The organism is Ruegeria sp. BE3 (assembly GCF_056538865.1).
Genome location: NZ_JBQFTW010000001.1, coordinates 599,432 through 620,063, shown reverse-complemented (window position 1 = coordinate 620,063; position 20,632 = coordinate 599,432). Strand labels below are relative to the sequence as shown.

Sequence of the window (20,632 nt, the reverse complement as noted above, 5' to 3'; positions counted from 1 at the left end):
GAACGGGGCCTGTATGTCTGATCGCGCAATTCACAACGCCCAGGTGCCCTTCCCCATGCCCGTCGAAAAGTCGGAACTGAGCCGATTTGAGCTTGGAAAATACTATGTCGCCAACCTGTTCCTGAAAGGGATGATCGGCGGCATGCGTATGCTGCCCTATGAACGGCGCATTGGCGCGATGGGGGCCTTGACCAGCTGGCTTGCACCCTTGGTGGGCTTCCGCACACGTGTGCGGCGCAACCTGAAACTCACCTGCCCTGAACTGCCCGAGGACGAGGTCAAACGCATCTGCCGGGCGGTGCCTGACAATGCCGGACGGGCGATCATGGAGCATTTTTCGGCCGATGGATTCATCGACCGCCAAAGCAAGGCCAAGATTTCGGGGCCGGGTGTCGAGGCTTTTGACAAGGCTGTTGCCGAAGGGCGTCCAGTGATGATGATCACCGCGCATTTCGGGCATTACCTGGCGGCACGTGTCGCACTGCAAGCGCGCAGCGGTCAGCCGATCGGCTGCCTCTATCGCCGCATGGCCAACCCCTATTTCAACGAGATGTATGTGGATGCTTTCTATCAGACTGGCGCGCCCATGTTCGAACAAGGCCGTCGCGGCATGGTCGAGATGGTCCGCTCGCTGAAGAAAGGCGGCATCATCGCGATTGTGTCAGACCTCCATGCCCATGGCGGTGAAGAGCTGACTTTCTTTGGCAAACCCGCCGTGACTTCGGTCCTGAATGCTGAGTTGGCGATCAAATACAAGGCGGTGCTGATCCCCTGCTATGCGGTGCGCCAACCCAATGGCATTGATTTTGAGATCGTGTTGCACGATCCGGTGCCCCATACCGATCCCAAGACCATGACCCAGTTTACCAATGATGACCTGGAAGCGATGGTGCGGCAGCACATGGGGCAATGGTTCTGGATTCACCGCCGCTGGAAGGCGTGGAAGAAACTTGGGGTGCAACCTCAGGATATGCCCTGATCACTTCACACGCGTTGCAGCGACGATTGGCCCATGACCCGCGCGTTGGATCAACACGACCGCAGGCAAGTCAGATGCGAGCGACACCTTGAATTCCTGCGGTGCCACGCCATCCCAGTGCCCGGCGATCTGCCAGTTTTCCACCACATTGGCGTAGTCCAGTTCATACCCTGCCAGCTCACCGCGTCGGATCGAGGCATGGCGCATCGGAGAATACTGCACGACGCGCACCTCATAGGTCTGGCCAGCGGGAAGCTCGACCGGGGTAACGTCCACCACCACATCTTCGCCTGTACGTGTCGCGCTCACTTCAGCCTCGGGCGCCGCCGTCAGGTGGGCGTTGATCAAACGATTCAACTCACCTGCTTTGGCACCCACAACATCCTGCTGTCCATTCACCACCATCTGCGGTGTATAGATCATGGTTCGCCCGCCCTCACGCGCGTAAGCCCGCTGACGTTCCGTATGCGCGGGGCTGGCATATTCGTCTTTCCAGCCGATGTAATCCCAATAATCCACATGCAAGGCCAGCCCGATGACGTCATCGCGCTGCGCCAGTTCCTGCATGATCCGATCCGCCGGCGGGCAGGAAGAGCAGCCCTGCGACGTAAACAACTCAACCACCACCGGATCGGCTTCCGCCACGGCTGCGGTCGTAAGGAAGAATGAGGCAATCGCGGTCAGGGCGGCTGTTCTGAGCATGAAATCTCTCGGTCTGAGTAGTCTTATTAAAGGTCTAAACCGGAATCACCTGAACCACCAATCAAGGTTTCTTGAGACTATTTTGGCAAAATTTCGCGAAAATGTGTGCAATGGTATACAAAAATTGCCGCAGGTGGCCTGTTGGACCTTGAACCGAAAGCAAACGTCATGCAGATACCCCTCAGCGAATCCCATATTCCACGTCATTTGAGAGGGAGGCCATAAGATGCCCATCAAAGTCGGACAGGATACCGCCAAGACACGCCGCAGCCTGAGCGTGAATGGCAAGTCCATTTCCTATTACTCGATCCCCGCCGCGCAAGAGGCCGGTCTGGGCGATTTCTCGAAACTTCCGGCCGCGCTGAAAGTGGTGCTGGAGAACATGCTGCGGTTCGAGGATGACGGTTTTTCGGTCTCGGTCGACGATATCAAAGCCTTCGGCGAATGGGGCGCGAATGGCGGTAAAAACCCGCGCGAGATTGCATACCGCCCTGCCCGCGTTCTGATGCAGGATTTTACCGGCGTGCCTGCCGTGGTCGATTTGGCCGCGATGCGCGACGGCATCAAGGGTCTGGGCGGCGACGCGCAGAAAATCAACCCGCTGAACCCAGTTGATCTGGTCATCGACCACTCGGTCATGATCGACGAGTTCGGCAACCCGCGCGCATTCCAGATGAATGTGGACCGCGAATATGAGCGCAACATGGAACGCTACCAGTTCCTGAAATGGGGCCAGAACGCGTTCAACAACTTCCGCGTTGTGCCCCCCGGCACCGGTATCTGCCACCAGGTGAACCTGGAATATCTGGCCCAGACCGTCTGGACCGACACCGACCAGAGCGGTGAAGAGGTCGCCTACCCCGATACGCTGGTCGGCACCGACAGCCACACCACCATGGTTAACGGCATGGCCGTTCTGGGTTGGGGCGTCGGCGGGATCGAGGCCGAGGCGGCGATGCTTGGTCAGCCGATCTCGATGCTGATCCCGGAAGTTATTGGTTTTGAGCTGACTGGCGCGATGGTCGAAGGCACCACCGGCACAGATCTCGTGTTGAAGGTCGTCGAGATGCTGCGCGAAAAGGGCGTGGTCGGTAAATTCGTCGAATTCTACGGCGAAGGTCTGGACCGTCTGCCGCTGGCCGACCGTGCGACCATTGCCAACATGGCCCCGGAATATGGCGCGACCTGTGGTTTCTTCCCGATCGACAACGAAACGCTGCGTTACCTGCGCAACACCGGTCGTGATGAAGACCGTATCGCGTTGGTCGAAGCCTATGCGAAAGAGAACGGCTTCTGGCGCGGCGCGGACTATGCACCGATCTACACCGACACCCTGTCGCTGGACATGGGTACCATTGTCCCTGCGATCTCGGGCCCGAAACGCCCGCAGGACTATGTTGCGCTGACCGACGCCAAGGCCGCTTTCACCAAGGAAATGGAAGAGACTTTCAAGCGTCCCATGGGCAAAGAAGTCGCCGTCAAAGGCGAAGACTACACAATGGAATCGGGCAAGGTCGTAATCGCTTCGATCACCTCGTGCACCAACACATCGAACCCCTATGTGATGATCGGCGCGGGTCTGGTGGCGCGCAAAGCCGCCGCTTTGGGTCTGAACCGCAAGCCTTGGGTCAAAACCTCGCTGGCACCGGGATCGCAGGTTGTGTCTGCCTATCTTGAGGCGGCGGATCTGCAGGAAGATCTGGACAAGATCGGCTTCAACCTCGTGGGTTATGGCTGCACCACCTGTATCGGTAACTCGGGTCCGATCCAGCAAGAGATCTCGGAAGCGATTGCCGAAGGCGATCTGGTTGCCACTTCTGTTCTGTCGGGCAACCGGAATTTCGAAGGCCGCATCTCGCCGGATGTGCGCGCCAACTATCTGGCCTCGCCGCCGCTGGTCGTGGTCTATGCGCTGGCCGGTACGCTGGATATTGACCTGACTTCGGAACCGATCGGTCAGGACAAGGACGGCAACGATGTCTACATGAAAGACATCTGGCCGACAGCGCAGGAAGTTGCCGAGCTGGTCGAACAGACCGTGACCCGCGAGGCATTCCAGTCGAAATATGCCGACGTCTTCAAAGGTGACGAGAAATGGCAGGGTGTCGATGTTCCGCAGCAGGAGACCTATGACTGGCCTGCAACATCGACCTACATTCAGAACCCACCCTATTTCCAGGGCATGGGGGCCGAACCGGGCACGATCTCGAACATCGAGGGTGCCAAGGTTCTGCTGATCCTGGGTGACATGATCACCACTGACCACATCTCGCCCGCTGGTTCGTTCGCGACGACCACACCTGCCGGTAAGTATCTCACAGATCGTCAGGTTCAACCGCGGGAGTTCAACTCGTATGGCTCGCGCCGTGGCAACCACGAGATCATGATGCGCGGCACCTTCGCCAATATCCGCGTCAAGAACGAGATGCTGGACGGCGTTGAAGGCGGCTACACCAAAGGCCCCGATGGCGCGCAGACTTCGGTCTATGAGGCGTCGATGGCCTATCAGGAACAAGGCACTCCGTTGGTCGTCTTTGGCGGCGAACAGTACGGTGCAGGTTCCTCGCGTGACTGGGCGGCCAAAGGCACTGCGCTGCTGGGCGTCAAGGCCGTGATCGCCGAAAGCTTTGAGCGTATCCACCGCTCGAACCTGGTTGGCATGGGCGTCATCCCGTTCGAGTTCACTGGCGGTGACACACGCAAGTCGCTGGGCTTGAAAGGTGATGAGACCGTATCGATCCACGGGTTGGACTCGGTTGAGCCGCTGCAGGAAGTTCCCTGCACCATCGTTTATGGCGACGGCACCGAGAAGACGATCACCCTGAAGTGCCGTATCGATACCGCGCCCGAGATCGAGTACATCGAAAACGGCGGCGTGCTGCAGTACGTGCTGCGTAACCTCGCAAAAGCATCGTAACGCAACTGCGTCATATCAAATCCGAACCCCTGGCCTAGCGTCGGGGGTTTTTTGTTTTCTGGCCATTAATTCAAAAATCTGAAACTGTGAAGAGAGGTCACCTACGGACGCCATCCGCCATGAAAAAACCCAACGCCCTGCTGATCTGCTCGCTCAGCGTTATTGCTGTGATCGGGATCTGGGGTGTCATCGACATCCAGAGTTTGGTGACCTGGGCCAATGGTATCGTGCAACAAACTTTCCACAGTCGCGGCTGGTTTGTGATGCTCGCCGCCTCGGGCATGTTGATCGGGTGCCTGGTTCTGGCATTTTCTCCGTATGGAAAGATCCGCCTCGGCCGAGATGATGAAGAGCCTGAATTCTCAACCGCCACATGGATTTCAATGCTGTTTTCCGCCGGAATGGGCGTTGGTCTGCTGTTCTGGGCGGTCGCCGAGCCGCTGACTCATTTCAATTTTATCTCGGGCATGGCCCCCGACTATGTCGCCGCGCAGCAGGCGATGTTGGCAACGAATTTCCACTGGGGCCTGCACGCATGGGCCATTTACGGCTCGACCGCGCTGACTATCGCCTATTTCAGCTTTCGGCGCGGGACGGGCATGATGGTCAGCGCTCCGATCAAAAGCCTGTTTCCCGGTGAACGCTGGGCCGAGCGTGTCGGGTGGCTGTCGGATTTCATGGCCATAGTTGCCATTGCCATCGGTGTCGGTGGCTCGATGGCAATGGGCGTGTTTCAGGTGGCAGACGGGATCGCGGTTCTGGGCGGTCAGGAAACGGTCGGAGCCCTTTTGATCGGCCTCGTCTTTCTAGCCATGGTCGCAGCCTATATCCCGGCGTTGCTGATCGATCTGGGTCAGGGCATGGCGCGTTTGTCCAATGCTGCCATGCTGATCGCAATCTGTTTGGTTTCCTACACGGTGATCCTCGGTCCGACCGAATACCTTCTGAATACAGTGGTTCAGGGGTTTGGCGACTACATCACCAATGTCATCCCACGCGGTTTTCAGACCTTCACATTCTTCGGCGATGACGTCGCCAAATGGTTCAGCGACTGGACCCTTACCTACATGGTCTGGTGGATCGCCTGGGGGCCATTTGTGGGCGTGTTCGTTGCGCGGATCTCACGCGGTCGAACCATACGAGAATTCGTGATCGGGGTGCTTTTCGCACCCACGCTGTTCTCGATCTTCTGGTTTGGCGCCTTTGGCGGCATCGGCCTGTTCGAGGCCCTCAACGGCGCGGGAGAGCTGTTGGCCTACACGCAAACGAACATTGAACGGGTGACCTTCGCCCTGCTCGACCGTCTGCCCCTGTCGTTGATCACGACGCTGGCAACCGTAGCAGCAGCGTTTCTGTTCATCGTGACCAGCGTCGTAAGCGCGGCTTTTGTTCTGGGTACATTCTCGACCGAAGGGGACGAAAACCCACCCCCGCGCGTGCGCCTGATCTGGGGCGCATTGCTGGGTCTGTTGAGCGTGGCGATGATCCTGTCCGGGTCGGTGAATTCGGTGAAAATCCTGATCTCACTCGGAGCGTTACCCTTTGTGTTCATCTCAGTCCTGCTGATGGTCTGCCTGTTCCGAGGGTTACGGGAGGAGGGCCAGAACCATGCTGATCGGTGATCTGACAGATACCCTGATGAACCTGATCACATTTGCATTCATCGGTGCAATGATCTGGATTTTGATCCGCAAATAGCTGCGCATATTCGTCATTGAAACTTCGGCGCTATGACGATTTTCTGCAACGATGGAAAAAGTTGCATTGATAACAGGCGGCGCACGCGGAATAGGGCGTGCAATTGTCGAGGATTTCAGCCGCGATCACCGTGTTGCTTTTACGTGGCTGTCAAGCAAACCAGCACCTGAGCTTTTGGGCGGGGAAAATCTGGCCATACGGTCCGATCTGTCTGCGCCCGATCAACCTGCGAAAGTGATCGCTCAGGTGATGGACCAGTTCGGTCGGCTTGATGTGATCGTCAACAACGCCGGTCTCGTGAAATCTACGCCGAAAGAGGAGTTTCAGGCAGAAGACCATCGCGCCATTCTGGATCTGAATCTGCTGGCCCCTGCTGCATTGCTGACAGCCGCGCTGCCGCATCTGAAACGCGATGCCTCGATCATCAGCATTTCTTCAATGAACGCCGTTCTGCCGCCGCGGGATGCGGTAACCTATGGGGCCAGCAAGGCCGCACTGAACCTGTGGACCCGCGCCATGGCCAAGGAGCTCGGGCCACAAGGGATACGCGTGAATGCGGTAGCTCCCGGAGCTATCAACATTCCCGAAGCGCCCCGGTCAAAAGAACTGACGGAGTTATTCGTCAAAGATACGGCATTGGGTCGGGCTGGTAGGCCCGAAGATATCGCCAAAGTGGTCAGATTTCTGGCCTCCGACGCCGCGTCCTTCGTCACCGGAGAGGTGCTGGCTGCGACCGGAGGTTACCGGTTATGATCCGCCTGCCGCCTTCTCAAGCGCGGGACGGATCGTGCTATCGATCACCCGCTGCGTAATCGGCCCTGCAAAGCGTAGGATGATCGTGCCCTCACCGTCGATCACATAGGTTTCAGGCACGCCATAGACGCCCCAATCCAGCCCCATACGGCCCTGTTCATCCCGCCCGATCCCAGCATAGGGATCCCCCAGCTCGGTCAGAAAAGCCTCGGCATTGTCCTGCTTGTCTTTGTAGTTGATGCCATAGACCGGAATGCCCTCGTCCGACAGTGCCTGCAGGTTGGGATGTTCGACGCGGCAGGGCGCACACCAGCTGGCCCAGTAGTTGACCAGCTTGACCTCACCATCGCGCAGAGTGGCGTCATCGAAACCCGGTTTGCCCGCGAACTCGGTCAACACGACGGGCGGTGCGGGCTGGCCCTCGCGCGCTGACGGCAGCGCGTTGGGATCGTCGCGGAACATGCCGATGCCAGCGAGTACAGCGAAGGCTCCGAAAATCAGCGGAGGCGCGATCATCAGGGGCGAAATCTTAGCCATTGCGCGACATCCTTTGTTCGACCTTTTCCATCTCGGCCCGTACCTTGCGGCCCCGGACCACGCTGAAACCCACCAACGCGATCAGAAGCCCGATTGACACGACATAGGACCACAAGACTGTGTCGGCATATTTACCAAGATCGGGGATCATCCGTTAATCCTTTCCCGTGCCAGCAGCGCCTTGGTCCGACGGGCTCGGATTTCAGTACCCGTGCGATAGAAGACCAGCGCGATGAACAGCAGCACGAAGCCGATGATGCAAAGCAGCAGCGGATAGAAGTAGATATTGCTGACCTTCTCTTCGGTATCCGTTCCGGTAATCGCCCCGGCCCGCATGACCGAGGCGCCCTGATGCAGCCCCTGATTCCAGAAGTTCACCGCGTAGCGGCTGAGGAGCGCAAAGACCGATCCCACAAGGCAAAGGACCGAGGTCAGGTCGGCGGCAGTATCGGGGTCTTCGATCGCTTCCCACAAGGCAACATAGCCCAGATAAAACAAGAACAGGATCAGGAACGAAGTCAGGCGCGGATCCCAGGCCCACCACGTTCCCCACATGGGCTGACCCCAGATCGCGCCGGTGGCCAGAGCGATCAGAGTCATAATGATGCCGATCGGTGCAGCGGCACGCGCGGCCAGTGCACTTACATGATGGCGACGGACCAGCCAGACCAGCGAAGTCGCCAACATCATCAGCCAGCAGTTGATTGCCATCAGCGCGGCGGGCACATGCAGATAGATGATCTTGACGGTCGATCCCTGCTTGTAGTCATCCGGTGTGAAAAAGAACCCCCAGACCAGCCCCAAGACCAGGCAGACAGCCGAGGTTATCCAGAAAAACGGCAGGATGCGCTCGCTCGTTGCAAGAAACTTGCGCGGATTGGCGTATTCCCAGAGGGCGTTGGCTTTGGCTGCGATTGTCATGAGCCCTATCTAGTCCAAGTCGGTATGGTTCTCAATTGACCTCGGTCAATCATCGATCCTGTTACCTGAGATTGATACGCAGGACGGCGGCGCTGGCGAAGGGCAGCAGTGCAACCGTGGCGGCCGTGATACCGGCCAGCATAAGCAGTGGGGTTTGCGTCTCCATCCCCGTGGCCCCGCGGCGGGCGACCTCGGCTCCGAAGATCAGGGTCGGGACATAAAGCGGCAGGACCAGCAACGACATCAGCAAACCTCCGCGTTTCAGGCCGACGGTCAGGGCTGCGCCGAAGGTGCCGATGACACTCATGGCTGGGGTGCCGATCAGCAGAGAGATAACCAGCCAGAAGAAGCCGGGCACCGGCAGGTTCAGCAACACACCCAGAAACGGCGCGGCCAGAACCAAAGGCAGGCCGGTCGTCAGCCAATGGGCCAAAGCTTTGATGGTAACCACCGATTCCAGTGGCAGTGGCGCGGTGGCCAGCAGATCGAGCGAGCCGTCCTCCCAATCCAGGGCCAACAGGCGGTCGAGGGACAAAAGACAGGCAAGCAATGCGCCCAGCCAAAGGACCCCGGGTGCAATGGTGGACAACAGCGAAGATTGCGGGCCGACCGAGAAAGGCACCAGTACGGTCACGATCAGGAAGAAAGCCAGACCCAGACCAAACCCTCCGCCCGCGCGGAAGGCCAGTTTCAGGTCGCGCAGCAACAGGGCGATCACAGGAAACCTCCGTCGAAATCGTCGATGGGTTTGGGCTTGGCCTTGTTGGGGCCGACATCCAGAACCTCTCCGTCCAGACCGAGGTCGATATGAGTGGCGATCAGGGCAGAGCCGCCCTGCCCCAGATGTGCGCGCACGGCGTCGGCAAACATCTGCACCGCGTTTTTGTCCAGCGACACAGTCGGCTCGTCCAGCATCCAGATCGGACGACCGGTGACCAGCATCCGGGCCAATCCGAGCCGCCGTTTCTGCCCCGCAGACAGGTTACCCGCGTGCCGATCCGCGAGTTCGTTCAGCGCAAACGCATCGAGCGCTTTCTGGATGCCCTGCACTCCGAAGACCGACGCCCAGAAGCTGAGGTTTTCGGTCACCGTCAGTGTTGGTTTCAGACCATCAGAGTGCGAGGCATAGGCGATCTGATCTTCGGCGCCTTCGATATGGCCTGCCAGCGGTGGCTGCAGGCCAGCAAGTGTACGCAGCAGGGTTGTCTTGCCGATCCCGTTGGGGCCACGCAGGATCAAAGCCTTTCCGGCAGAGAGCGAAAAGCTGAGCCCTTCCAGAACGGGGACGCCTCCGCGCGTGATGGCCAGATCGGTTACTGTCAAAGTCATGACGTCCGATTAACGGATTGTGCGTGCGGGAAAAAGGTCGGAAATGCCGCAGAATGGTTGGGAGTGTTTGAAGCGAGGGGCCAGCCCCTCGCGCTCCCCGAGATATTTTCGGCCAGATGAAGAACGGATCCTCAGACGGGGATCAGCGCCAGCGCGACGCGGCGGCCTTCAGAAAGCAGCACGTTGTAGGTACGGCAGGCGGCAGGGGAGTTCATGATTTCGACACCAATGCCAGCTTCTTCAAGCGTTGAACGCAGCTTGGTGGGGATGTGGGTCAGGTCCTTGCCGGTTCCGATGAAAAGAACATCGATCTGATCCGACAGAGCCAAAAGTGCGTTTTCATCAGCATAACCGCCCCAGGCTGTGGTTCCTGTGGGGCCGGTCAGCACGAGGCCTTCATGCACTTGCCCGCCAATGCGGAAAAAGCCGGGGCCGTAGCCGTCGATCGGCTGGGCGTTGGTATAGGTGATCTCATTCAAGCGCATGGCGGGGTTTTAACCCCAAAGCGGCAGACCGGACAAGGCAGCTGACGCAATCACCAGATAAGCGGTTATGCGGTAGAGCTTTTCGCGCTCGGGCCGGAACATCCAGCCACCCAGCCAGTTCCCCGCGATGTTGGGAATGGCAAGCATCAGCCCCATACCGACGGTTGCAAACGTAACGCGCCCCATTCCCGTGAGGTAACCGAGGATCAGGAAATCGAAGGCGAACAGAAACAGCAGGATCGTGGCGCGGATGACGGCAACGGGGAGTGGGCGCGACATGTAGAACAGGATGACCGCCGGGCCCGGTATCCCCGCGATCCCCCCAAGAAAACCCGCAGTACCCCCGATTGCTGTTACCATTCCCCGCCCTACTCTGCCGTGATAGCGCAGGCCGAAGGCAAGTGCGGCCAACATCGACAGTGAGATCAGGCTGACGAGGTATCTAAACAGCTCGGGCTCAGAGCGGGCGAGCAGCCAAAGGCCAATTGGGAGGACCACCGCACATCCCAGAATAAGGCGCATAAGATCAGACCTGTCGACTGCGTTCCAGGCGCGACGCAGATTCGGCAGCGGGCCAAAGATATCCATGATGGTCAGTGCGATGATCGCGCCGAAGGGGCCAAGATACGGGCTGGCCATGGGCAGGAATATCAACGCCGTTCCGAAGCCCGAGAAGCCGCGGACGATGCCTCCGATCAGGGCGGCTGAAATGATAACGGCCAGACTGGTCGGAGTCTGGCCGAAATACTCAGGCATCGATATTGGCGAACTGGTTACCCGCCGTATTCGACGGTTTCGACCAGTCGCGTTTGACCCCCAGCCACAACAGAATGGTCGAGGCCACGAAGACCGACGAATAGGTGCCTATGATCACACCCCAGATCATCGCGAAGACAAAGCCGCGGATGACGTCTCCGCCCAGCACATAGAGCGAGATTAGCGCCAGCAGCGTGGTGACCGAGGTCATCACTGTCCGACTGAGGGTTTCGTTGATCGAGATGTTCAGCACCTCTTTGAGGTCTTTCTTCTTGTACTTACGCAGGTTCTCGCGCACCCGGTCGAAGACAACCACGGTGTCGTTCAGCGAATAACCGACAATGGTCAGCAGCGCCGCGATTATGGCCAGATCGAAACGGATTTGCAGTTCCGAGAAGATGCCGATGGTCAGGATCACGTCATGAACCAGTGCTGCCACCGCACCCAGCGCGAACTGCCATTCGAACCGTAGCCAGATGTAGACAAGCACGGCCCCGATGGCGAGCACCACAGCGATCACGGCGGTTTGGATCAACTCACCTGACACTTTGGGGCCGACGGATTCGACGGAAACGAACTCGATATCGGGAACCACGGATTGCAGCGCCTCTTCCACAGCGGTGATGGTGCTGGCGGCGACGGCCTCGGCATCATCCTGCGCCTGGATACGGATCATGGCGACGTTTTGTTCGGGTCCAAAGGTGGGATCAAAGATCTCGGTAATGGTGATATCACCCAGCTCCAGCGGCGCGATGGCGTCGCGATAGGCGCCAACGTCAATCTGTTGCGTGCTTTCGGTCCGGATCGTGGTGCCACCCCGGAAGTCGATACCGAAGTTCAGGCCCTGCAGCATGAACGAGACGAAGGCCGCGACCATCATCAGAGCAGAAATGCCCAACCAAATCTTCCAGCGGCTGAAGAAATCGAACGAGGTGCCTTGGGGTACAAGTTTCAGTCTCATGTCAAACCTCGATCGTTTTCGGACGGCGGCGTTCGAACCACATGACGACCATCAGGCGTGTCACGAAGATCGCGGTGAAGACCGAGGTCAGAATCCCCAGTCCCAGAGTGATCGCAAAGCCGCGCACGGGGCCGCTGCCCATGGCAAACAGGATCGTCGCAGTGATGAACGTGGTCACATTGGCGTCCAGAATGGCGGACAACGCTTTTTCGTAGCCCAGTTCAATCGCACGCGCCGGGCCTTTGGCCGACTTAAGTTCTTCACGGATACGCTCAAAGATCAGCACGTTGGCGTCCACCGCCATACCGACGGTCAGAACGATGCCAGCGATACCCGGCAGCGTCAGCGTTGCGCCGATCAGAGACAACAGCCCGAACAGCAAGCCCACGTTCAGGATCAGCGCGATATTGGCAAAGATACCGAACAGGCCATAGCTGAGTGCCATGAAGACCAGAACGGCGGCAAAGGCGACCATGGTGGCGACTTTACCCGCGTCGATGCTGTCCTGACCCAATTCCGGACCGATGGTGCGTTCTTCGAGGAATTCCAGACCAGCGGGCAAAGCGCCTGCACGCAGCAGAACGGCGAGATTGGTGCTTTCCTCAACGGTGAAATTGCCGGTGATGATGCCGGATCCGCCCGGGATATGGCTTTGGATCACAGGGGCCGAGATGACCTCGTCATCCAGCACGATGGCGAACGGCGCGCCGATATTGTCCAGAGTATAGTCGCCGAACTTGCGTGCTCCGGAAGTGTTGAAGCGGAAGCTTACCGCAGGGCGACCGTTCTGATCGAACGAGGGCTGAGCGTCGACCAGTTCCTCGCCAGTTACGACCGGGGCCGACTCTAGCGTGTAGTACAAACCCTCTTCATCAAGCGAAGGCACGATCTCTTCGCCAACACCCGGAATCGCGTCGGGGTCAGAGCCACGACCAACAACCGGATTGAAGGTCAACTGCGCGGTTGTCCCGATGATCTCTTTCAACTCACCGGCGCTGCCGATACCCGGCACCTGGATCAGGATACGATCCGCACCCTGGCGCTGGATCGTCGGTTCACGCGTGCCGACCTCGTCGATCCGGCGACGGATGATTTCCAGCGACTGACGCACGGTACGGTCATCCGAGGCCAGTTTTTCGGCCTCTGACAGCTGCACGATGATGGTATCGCCGTCAGCAAAGGCTTCGATATCCGTGGCACCTACCCCGGTCAGGGTCTGCACCTGACGCGCCAAGCCGCGCACGACCTCCAGAGCGCGGGAAATGCCTTCGGGCTGGCTGATGCGCACGCGAATCTGGTCAGGGGCCGAGTCCTGACGGCGGACCGTTCCGATGGTACCGCGCTCGTCCCGCAGCGCATCGCGGATTTCCGGCCACATCGCCTCCATCCGGGATTCGTAGACATCGCCGACCTTCACCTCGGCCAACAGATGCGCGCCGCCACGCAGGTCGAGACCGAGATTGACCAGAGACGATGGCAACCAATCGGGCCATTGCCCCGCTTCGGCCTGCATCTCGGGCGTATCAATGCCAAGCTCAATCGCGGCTTTAGCGTCGTTGGATTGCTCGACGCGCGTGTAGAACGCATTCGGCAGGGCCAGGATCAGACCGATCACGCAGACCGCCCAGATCAGAACCCGCTTCCAGGTATCAATTTGCAGCATTACCCTGCCTTTTCAAGGAATTGTCGCGCGAACTTACTTCGCCGGCTCGGTCTTGTTCAGAACCTGAGCGATGGTCGATTTGACGACACGAACCTTGACGTTCTCAGCCAGTTCAACCTCGATCTCGTTCTCGCCTTCCTTGACCTTCGACACTTTACCGATCAGTCCACCCTGGGTGACGATCTGATCGCCCCGGCGCACGGCCTCGACCATAGCCTGATGTTCCTTCATCTTTTTCTGCTGCGGACGGATCAGCAGGAAATACATGATCGCAAAGATCAGGATCAGCGGGAGAAACTGGGCGATTGCGCCACCTTCCATGGGATATTCCTTTGTTTTGATGATGCAGAGGGCTCTCTGCAAAGTTGGCGGGAACCTATGCTTTGAACCGAGGGTTTGCAAGCAAAGGCGATGCCAATTCCACGATCTGCCCCGCAGGTTTGAAATGCAACGTTGCAGATATGTTCTAGGCAGACTGCTCTGGTTGGATATAGTTGCAGAGAGGGAGGCACAATGACTCAATTCTTCCAAGCCCTTAGAACGGCGATCTGCCTGCTTGCGGCAGTGTTCTTCCTGTGCCCGCCCGTGCCACCCGCATGGTCACAGGATGCCCCTGCCGATGCGCCTGCTACAGAAGAAGAGTCCGACGTATTCAAGGCACCCGTCATTGTCGATGGCGACACCTTGTTCTTCCTGCGTGGCTCCAGCGCGTTGCCTGCCAGCGAACGCGCAGAACGGGTGCAGAACAGCATAATCGCGGTCGCTGAAGCCTCGGACAACCCGACCGTAGAGATACGTTTCGAAGAAACCGAGCTGGGCACGCGCATTCTGGCCGATGACGTGATCGTTTCGATCGTGACGGTTGCAGATGCGGAGCTGGATCAGATGGAGCTTGATGTGCTCAGCCTGCTCCACGGGGAAGCCATCAAAGAGGCCATCGTCACCTATCGCGCGAACCGAACCGAACAAGCGCGGGTCTCGGGGGCCATCGAAGCAGCGGGCTGGACGGTCGGGTTTGCTCTGTTCGTTGTGGTGATCCTGTGGCTGAACCGAAGGATTCGTCGGCGCACACTGAAACTGGTCAAGCGGTATCTCAGAGACGTCGAAACCGCGACCGCCAAAAGCGTGCAGGCCGAAGCCATAGCGGCGCTGATCCGGTATGGACTGAATTTCGTCCTGCTGGTGATCTTCTTCCTCGGCTTCTACTATTACCTCTCTTTCGTTCTGCTGGCTTTTGCGGAAACACGATATTTCGCGCAGCTACTGCTGACCTATCTGACCGAACCAGTCCTGCTGATCTTCAAAGGCGTACTCAGCTATATTCCGAACCTGATCATGCTGGCGCTTATCACGTGGATAACACTGTACATTATCCGGGGCATGCGCGTGTTCTTCGATGCGGTCGAGGCAGGCTCGTTCGATATGGGCGATTTCGAGAAGCACTGGATAAACCCCACGTTCAACATCGCACGGGTGGTCGTGATCCTGATCGCACTGGTATTTGCGGTGCCTTACATCCCGGGGTCGGATTCTGCGGCATTTCAAGGCCTGACCATTCTGGTGGGTGCAATGCTGTCGCTGGGGGCGAATTCGGTCGTGTCGAACATGCTGGCGGGGCTCTTTGTGATCTATCGCCGATCCACCTCGATCGGAGACCGCATCCAGATCGGAGACCATATCGGCGACGTCGTGCAGATCAAGCTGATGGAGACACATCTGAAGTCCATCAAGAATGAGTTGATCTCGATCCCGAATGCCCAGTTGATGAATTCGGACGTAGTAAATTTCTCAAAGAAAACCGATGGCAACGGGTTGTTGCTGCACACCACTGTCGGGATTGGGTATGAAGAGCCGCCCGAAAAGGTCGAGGCGATGCTGATCGAGGCCGCACATCGCACCAAGGGGATCAAGGCCAAGCCTGAGCCCTTTGTTTTATGGACCGCTTTGGCGGATTACGCGATCAACTATCAAATTAACGGATATACCACACGCGGTAGCATCATTCCGAAAATCCGCTCGGATCTGCATCGCAACATCGTGGCTGTATTCAACGAGAACAATGTGCAGATCATGACGCCGTCCTACATGGCTGATCCGCCCGAGCCAAAAATTCCGATCGAAGAATGGGATGGCCATCTGGCACATGAAACCCACGACGACCCGGATAAGTCATAACCGGCGCTACACCCTGCCTTTCAGATGGTGCATAAGCGGTTTCAGTGATTCACGCATTTAAGGATCTGAACCATGCACGACATCCGCGCCATTCGCGAAAACCCAGCCGCCTTCGACGCCGCCCTTGCGCGCCGCGGGGACGCGCCGGTGTCGTCAGATCTGCTGCGGTTGGACGAAAGTCGACGGGCCAAGATTCTGGCCGCCGAGACCGCTCAGGCCGAGCAGAATAAGGCCAGCAAGGAAGTCGGCGCGGCGAAAGGGCGCGGCGATGAGGTTGAATTCGAGCGTTTGCGCGCGCTGGTCGCCGAGAAGAAGGCTGAGATTGCCCGGATGCAGACCGAGGCCAAGGATCTGGACGCGTTGCTGACCGACCAACTGGCCCGCATCGCCAACCTGCCTGCCGAAGATGTGCCATTGGGCGAAGACGAAGACGATAATGTCGAGGTCAACCGTTGGGGCACTCCGCGAGAGTTCGATTTTGCCCCGAAGGAGCATTACGACATCCCCGCCGTCGCCGCGGCCATGGATTTCGAGACCGCAGCCAAGACCAGCGGCAGCCGGTTCGTGAACCTATCGAAGGGTGTTGCCCGCGTCCATCGCGCGCTGGCGCAGTTCATGCTGGACACGCATATCGACAAGAACGGACTGACCGAAACGCAAACGCCAGTTCTGGTTCGCGATGAAGCGATGTATGGCACCGACAAACTGCCGAAATTCGGCGAGGACAGTTATCAGACCACCAATGGCTGGTGGTTGATCCCGACCTCCGAGGTGACGCTCACCTATTCGGTATCGGGCGATATACTGGACGAAGCCGCCCTGCCCATTCGCATGACCGCCCACACGGTTTGCTTCCGGTCCGAGGCAGGTAGCGCCGGTAAGGATACCGCGGGAATGTTGCGCCAGCACCAGTTCGAGAAGGTCGAAATGGTGTCGGTTACCCACCCCGAGAAATCGGATGAGGAACAGAAGCGCATGTTGCGCTGTGCCGAGGATTTGCTGGAACAACTCGGCATCCCCTACCGCACCGTCGTTCTGTGCACCGGCGATATGGGCTTTGGCGCGCGCCGTACCTTCGACATCGAGGCATGGCTGCCAGGGCAGAACACTTATCGCGAAATCAGTTCTGTTTCGACCACCGGTGATTTTCAGGCACGCCGCATGAATGCGCGTTTCCGTCCCGAAGGTGGTGGCAAACCCGAATATGTCCATACGCTGAACGGCTCGGGTCTGGCTGTTGGGCGTTGCCTGATCGCGGTTCTGGAGAACGGTCAGAACGCAGATGGTACGGTCACCCTGCCTGAGGTTCTGGCACCCTACCTAGGTGGTAAGATGACTCTGCAGACCGGCGGCACTCTGGCATAAGAAAACCGGCACTCAACAGGTGCCGATCAACCAAAGCGAGGCGGAGAAGGTATTACTTCTTCGCCTTTTTCTTATCCTTGGATTTACCGGACTTCTTGTCGGACTTCTTCTTGTTCGGTTTTTTCTTGTCGGCTTTCTTCTTGTCAGCCTTCTTCTTACCGTCGCCTTTGGGCTTTTTGTCCTTTTTGGCTTTCTCTTTGAGCTTTTCCTTAGCCTTGGAGAATACGGCCTCCATCTCGGATTTCTTCCGGGCGGCTTTCTCGGCTTTAACCTTGGCTTTTGCCTTCTTCTTTGCCTTGGCCTCCGCCGCCACCTGCTCTGCCGTAGCACGATCTTCTGCCGCTTTACGCGCCGCTTCGGCCTTGCGTTCGGCTTCGGCTTTTTTGGTTGCTGCGGTGCTGCGTGCGGGCGTCCGACGCGCCGGAGGCTTCCGGTTTGGCGCGCGACGCGCGGGGGCTTTGGTCTGGGTCGATTTGGCAACCGCCTCTTTTGCAGCAGCAATCAGGATTGCGGCTCGCGCTGCACCGATACGCGGCACTTTTACCAAATCCTCGGGCGCGGCCTTCGCCACAGCCTCGGCTGTTTTAAAGCCGTTTGCATTCAGCGCCTGTGCCAGCGCCTGTCCCACGCCGCGCACATCGGTAACTGCAGTCATCGCGGATCCTTTCCTGTCATCCCTCACACATGTATATACACGGCCTATACACGCAGACAAGAGCTGCGCACCCGCCAATCAACTGGTCTGCGCCACCCTTTGCTCTTGCGACCGCTTTGGAAACGGGACGAGACGCTTGGCCTCTTCATCCCATAGCTTGAGGTTCAGCGCAGCCACCGCTTCGGGAAATTTGATCCGGCGCGGAGTAAACTCCGGCGGCAGGTTATAGTGGCATGCACGCAGCCTGTAGGATGGGATACGCGCGTTGAAATGGTGGATGTCGTGCAATGTGATGCAAGCCACCGCATTGTCAAACCACCATCCGAAATCCAACGCTGACGATCCCTGAAGTGCCGCAATCTTCGGATCCAGATCGGGGCGGCGATCCCAATAGGTGTCTTCGAAGTTATGCTGCAAATACACCAGAAACACGCCCAGCATCCCGCCCAGCAGCGAGAATACCAGCCAGATCAGAATGCCCGTGGTACCAGCGATCAGATAGAGCAGCCCCAGAAACACGACGATCGAAAGGTTGTGCAGCACCACACCCATGACACCGAACCGGACAGTATTCTTGGGCCAGCGATAACGGATGAAATAAGTAAACAGTGCACCCACAGGAACCAGAATGAAGGGATTGCGATAAAGCCTGTAGAACAGACGCTTTTTCCAATCCGCCTCGTTCCATTCGCGCAGTGTCATGGTGTGAATTTCACCGGTCTCGCGATGTTCGAGATTACCGATACCGGCATGGTGCAGATTGTGGTTCTGTTTCATCACCTCAAACGGCGCAAAGGTAAACGGTGACAATCCGTGACCTGCCCATTCGTTCTGCTCGCGCGTTTCAAACAGCGAGTGATGCCCGCAATCATGCTGCAGCACGTAGAGACGCACGGCTGAAAAGGCAAAAACGATCCCGGCCGGGATCATGATATACCAGCTGTCGACATAGATGATCGCCAGTGTCAGCGATGCGAAATAGACAGCAAATGTTCCGAAATAGCTGAGCGCGGCAAGCCGATTATCCTGTACCGCGTATTGTCTAGTATATTCCCTCAGATCCATCGCGCCCGCTCCCCAGGGTGGTCCGGTTACTACCTGTTGCAAAATTATGTGCGGAAAACCCGCAGACAAGCTGCGCGCGAAAACAAATGCACGCTACTGAATGCTAGCGCGCGAAAAAGGGGCTGTCACGCCCCCTCACTGAAAACGCTGAAAATTAGCGCAGTTACGCCCGTCCCTTGAGATGCTTCGCCAGCGCACCGGCGTTTTTCTTACGCCGCCCTTTATAGGGGTTCTTGTCTCCCTGGCCGCGCAAGGTCAGCCGGATCGGCGTGCCCGGCATGTCGAAATCCTCGCGCAGACCGTTGACCAGATAGCGGTTGTAGCTTTCGGGCATCTTGTCAGGATGCGAGCACATGACGACAAACCCCGGCGGGCGGGTCTTGGCCTGTGTCATATAGCGCAGCTTGATCCTGCGGCCCTGCGGCGCTGGCGGCGGATGTTGTTCCAGCATGGCAGTCAGCCAGCGGTTCAGTGCAGCCGTCGGCACGCGGCGGTTCCAGACGTCATGGGCGCGCAGAATGGCAGTGCGCAGACGCTCCAGCCCGCGTCCGGTTTTGGCCGAAACAGTGATCAGCGGCGCGCCACGCAATTGTGGCAACAGGCGTTCGAAGGATTCCTTGAGATCGCGCAGCTTTTCCTGCTTGTTGTCCTCGACGTCCCACTTGTTGACGGCAACAACCACGGCGCGCCCTTCACGCTCGGCTAGATCGGCGATACGCAGGTCTTGCTGTTCGAACGGGATAGCCGCATCCAGCAGGACTACGACAACTTCGGCGAACTTGACAGCGCGCAGGCCGTCCGAGACCGAGAGCTTCTCAAGCTTCTCCTGCACCTTGGCTTTCTTGCGCATCCCGGCGGTATCAAAGATCCGCATCGGGGTGCTGTCCCCATCCGGCCCGCCCCAATCGATCCGCAGGCTGATCGCGTCGCGGGTGATCCCGGCCTCGGGACCGGTAAGCAGACGGTCTTCACCTATGATCTTGTTGATCAGCGTGGATTTACCGGCATTCGGACGGCCTACGACAGCCACCTGCAACGGCTTGGCAGCGGTGATCAAAGGCGCTTCGCCCTCGCCGTCTTCGTCCAGTTCGATATTGGTTTCCGGCGTCTCTTCTGCTTGCGCTTCCTCGGCGGCATCGGCCAGCGGCATCAACTGCGCATAAAGGTCCGTCATCCCCTCGCCATGCTCACCTGACAGGCGCACAGGCTCACCCAGCCCAAGGTTATAGGCCTCAAGCACGCCGGCATCCGCCGCGTTGCCTTCGGCTTTGTTGGCCGCAAGGATCACGTGTTTGGACCGTTTACGCAGGATTTCGGCGAACATCTCATCGGTTGGCGTCAGGCCCACGCGCGCGTCGATCATGAACAGGCAGACATCGGCCATGTCCACGGCGCGTTCGGTCAGGCGACGCATCCGGCCTTGCAGGCTGTCGTCGGTCGCGTCCTCAAGACCTGCCGTATCGATGACGGTAAAGCGCAGGTCACCCAGCCGCCCTTCGCCTTCGCGCAGGTCGCGCGTCACGCCAGGCTGGTCGTCGACCAAAGCCAGACGTTTGCCCACGAGGCGATTGAACAGAGTGGATTTACCCACATTCGGGCGCCCCACGATGGCGAGGGTCAGCGACATGATACTCAACTTTCAAGACTCAAGATGCGCCCTTTAACGCATCT

20 protein-coding genes are annotated in these 20,632 nt (G+C 58.4%); 6 read left to right on the top strand and 14 right to left on the bottom strand.

Annotation, left to right across the window (positions count from 1 at the left end; all coding sequences use genetic code 11):
* The first annotated feature begins 55 nt into the window (after positions 1-55).
* Entirely contained in the window at positions 56-979 is a 924-nt protein-coding gene (locus ACR0AZ_RS03025; protein ID WP_480667134.1) for a lysophospholipid acyltransferase family protein, read from the top strand.
* Here ACR0AZ_RS03025 and ACR0AZ_RS03020 read toward each other — a convergent pair whose 3' ends face one another.
* Positions 980-1,681, bottom strand: coding sequence for a DUF1223 domain-containing protein (locus ACR0AZ_RS03020; protein ID WP_480469426.1), 702 nt, complete (start codon positions 1,679-1,681; stop codon positions 980-982). It abuts the gene before it with no gap.
* Positions 1,682-1,907: 226 nt separating this feature from the next.
* Here ACR0AZ_RS03020 and acnA point away from each other — a divergent pair, with 226 nt between their 5' ends.
* The 3 genes from acnA to ACR0AZ_RS03005 all read left to right on the top strand — a co-directional run bounded on the left by acnA (position 1,908) and on the right by ACR0AZ_RS03005 (position 7,049).
* Complete coding sequence (gene acnA, locus ACR0AZ_RS03015; protein ID WP_480666744.1) at positions 1,908-4,598, top strand: aconitate hydratase AcnA; 2,691 nt, start codon at positions 1,908-1,910, stop codon at positions 4,596-4,598.
* A 119-nt stretch (positions 4,599-4,717) separates the two neighbouring features.
* Entirely contained in the window at positions 4,718-6,220 is a 1,503-nt protein-coding gene (locus tag ACR0AZ_RS03010; RefSeq protein ID WP_480469424.1) for a BCCT family transporter, read from the top strand.
* Positions 6,221-6,347: 127 nt separating this feature from the next.
* Positions 6,348-7,049, top strand: a complete 702-nt coding sequence (locus tag ACR0AZ_RS03005; protein WP_480666743.1) for an SDR family NAD(P)-dependent oxidoreductase — start codon at positions 6,348-6,350, stop codon at positions 7,047-7,049.
* Here ACR0AZ_RS03005 and ACR0AZ_RS03000 read toward each other — a convergent pair.
* The 10 genes from ACR0AZ_RS03000 to yajC all read right to left on the bottom strand — a co-directional run bounded on the left by ACR0AZ_RS03000 (position 7,044) and on the right by yajC (position 14,022).
* Positions 7,044-7,586 (bottom strand): DsbE family thiol:disulfide interchange protein, encoded by a 543-nt coding sequence (locus ACR0AZ_RS03000; protein WP_480469422.1) that lies wholly within the window; start codon positions 7,584-7,586, stop codon positions 7,044-7,046. The genes ACR0AZ_RS03005 and ACR0AZ_RS03000 overlap by 6 nt on opposite strands.
* Positions 7,579-7,737: a heme exporter protein CcmD gene (gene ccmD, locus ACR0AZ_RS02995; RefSeq protein ID WP_480469421.1), complete on the bottom strand. Its 159-nt coding sequence runs from the start codon at positions 7,735-7,737 to the stop codon at positions 7,579-7,581. Before ccmD ends, ACR0AZ_RS03000 begins: the two co-directional genes overlap by 8 nt.
* Positions 7,734-8,507, bottom strand: coding sequence for a heme ABC transporter permease (locus ACR0AZ_RS02990; RefSeq protein ID WP_480469420.1), 774 nt, complete (start codon positions 8,505-8,507; stop codon positions 7,734-7,736). Before ACR0AZ_RS02990 ends, ccmD begins: the two co-directional genes overlap by 4 nt.
* 61 nt (positions 8,508-8,568) lie before the next feature.
* Positions 8,569-9,225, bottom strand: a complete 657-nt coding sequence (ccmB, locus tag ACR0AZ_RS02985) for a heme exporter protein CcmB (protein WP_480469419.1) — start codon at positions 9,223-9,225, stop codon at positions 8,569-8,571.
* On the bottom strand, positions 9,222-9,836 hold the full coding sequence (gene ccmA, locus ACR0AZ_RS02980; RefSeq protein ID WP_480469418.1) for a heme ABC exporter ATP-binding protein CcmA: 615 nt from the start codon (positions 9,834-9,836) through the stop codon (positions 9,222-9,224). The genes ccmB and ccmA overlap by 4 nt, the downstream gene beginning before the upstream one ends.
* A gap of 131 nt (positions 9,837-9,967) precedes the next feature.
* On the bottom strand, positions 9,968-10,321 hold the full coding sequence (locus ACR0AZ_RS02975; RefSeq protein ID WP_480469417.1) for an Mth938-like domain-containing protein: 354 nt from the start codon (positions 10,319-10,321) through the stop codon (positions 9,968-9,970).
* A gap of 9 nt (positions 10,322-10,330) precedes the next feature.
* The gene (locus ACR0AZ_RS02970; protein ID WP_480469416.1) at positions 10,331-11,077 is read right to left on the bottom strand and encodes a sulfite exporter TauE/SafE family protein; all 747 of its coding nucleotides are present in this window, start codon (positions 11,075-11,077) and stop codon (positions 10,331-10,333) included.
* A complete protein-coding gene (gene secF, locus ACR0AZ_RS02965; RefSeq protein ID WP_480666741.1) occupies positions 11,070-12,038 on the bottom strand; it encodes a protein translocase subunit SecF in 969 nt (322 codons plus the stop codon). Before secF ends, ACR0AZ_RS02970 begins: the two co-directional genes overlap by 8 nt.
* A gap of 1 nt (position 12,039) precedes the next feature.
* A complete protein-coding gene (gene secD, locus ACR0AZ_RS02960; RefSeq protein ID WP_480666740.1) occupies positions 12,040-13,701 on the bottom strand; it encodes a protein translocase subunit SecD in 1,662 nt (553 codons plus the stop codon).
* A gap of 33 nt (positions 13,702-13,734) precedes the next feature.
* Positions 13,735-14,022, bottom strand: a complete 288-nt coding sequence (yajC, locus tag ACR0AZ_RS02955; protein ID WP_480469413.1) for a preprotein translocase subunit YajC — start codon at positions 14,020-14,022, stop codon at positions 13,735-13,737.
* Positions 14,023-14,214: 192 nt separating this feature from the next.
* On the opposite strand from yajC, the gene ACR0AZ_RS02950 reads away from it, so the two are divergent.
* Together ACR0AZ_RS02950 and serS are read left to right on the top strand one after the other, a co-directional pair.
* Positions 14,215-15,876 carry a mechanosensitive ion channel family protein gene (locus ACR0AZ_RS02950; RefSeq protein WP_480666739.1) on the top strand — a complete coding sequence of 554 codons (1,662 nt, stop codon included), beginning with the start codon at positions 14,215-14,217 and terminating at the stop codon, positions 15,874-15,876.
* Between the two features lie 72 nt (positions 15,877-15,948).
* Positions 15,949-17,241 (top strand): serine--tRNA ligase, encoded by a 1,293-nt coding sequence (gene serS, locus ACR0AZ_RS02945; protein ID WP_480666738.1) that lies wholly within the window; start codon positions 15,949-15,951, stop codon positions 17,239-17,241.
* A 52-nt stretch (positions 17,242-17,293) separates the two neighbouring features.
* Here the strand turns inward: serS and ACR0AZ_RS02940 are convergent, their stop codons facing one another.
* From ACR0AZ_RS02940 to der, 3 genes are all read right to left on the bottom strand, one after another.
* Positions 17,294-17,896, bottom strand: a complete 603-nt coding sequence (locus ACR0AZ_RS02940) for a helix-hairpin-helix domain-containing protein (protein WP_480666737.1) — start codon at positions 17,894-17,896, stop codon at positions 17,294-17,296.
* A gap of 78 nt (positions 17,897-17,974) precedes the next feature.
* Positions 17,975-18,961 (bottom strand): fatty acid desaturase, encoded by a 987-nt coding sequence (locus tag ACR0AZ_RS02935; RefSeq protein ID WP_480469409.1) that lies wholly within the window; start codon positions 18,959-18,961, stop codon positions 17,975-17,977.
* A gap of 163 nt (positions 18,962-19,124) precedes the next feature.
* Positions 19,125-20,588 carry a ribosome biogenesis GTPase Der gene (gene der, locus ACR0AZ_RS02930; RefSeq protein WP_480666736.1) on the bottom strand — a complete coding sequence of 488 codons (1,464 nt, stop codon included), beginning with the start codon at positions 20,586-20,588 and terminating at the stop codon, positions 19,125-19,127.
* Positions 20,589-20,632 lie beyond the last annotated feature (44 nt).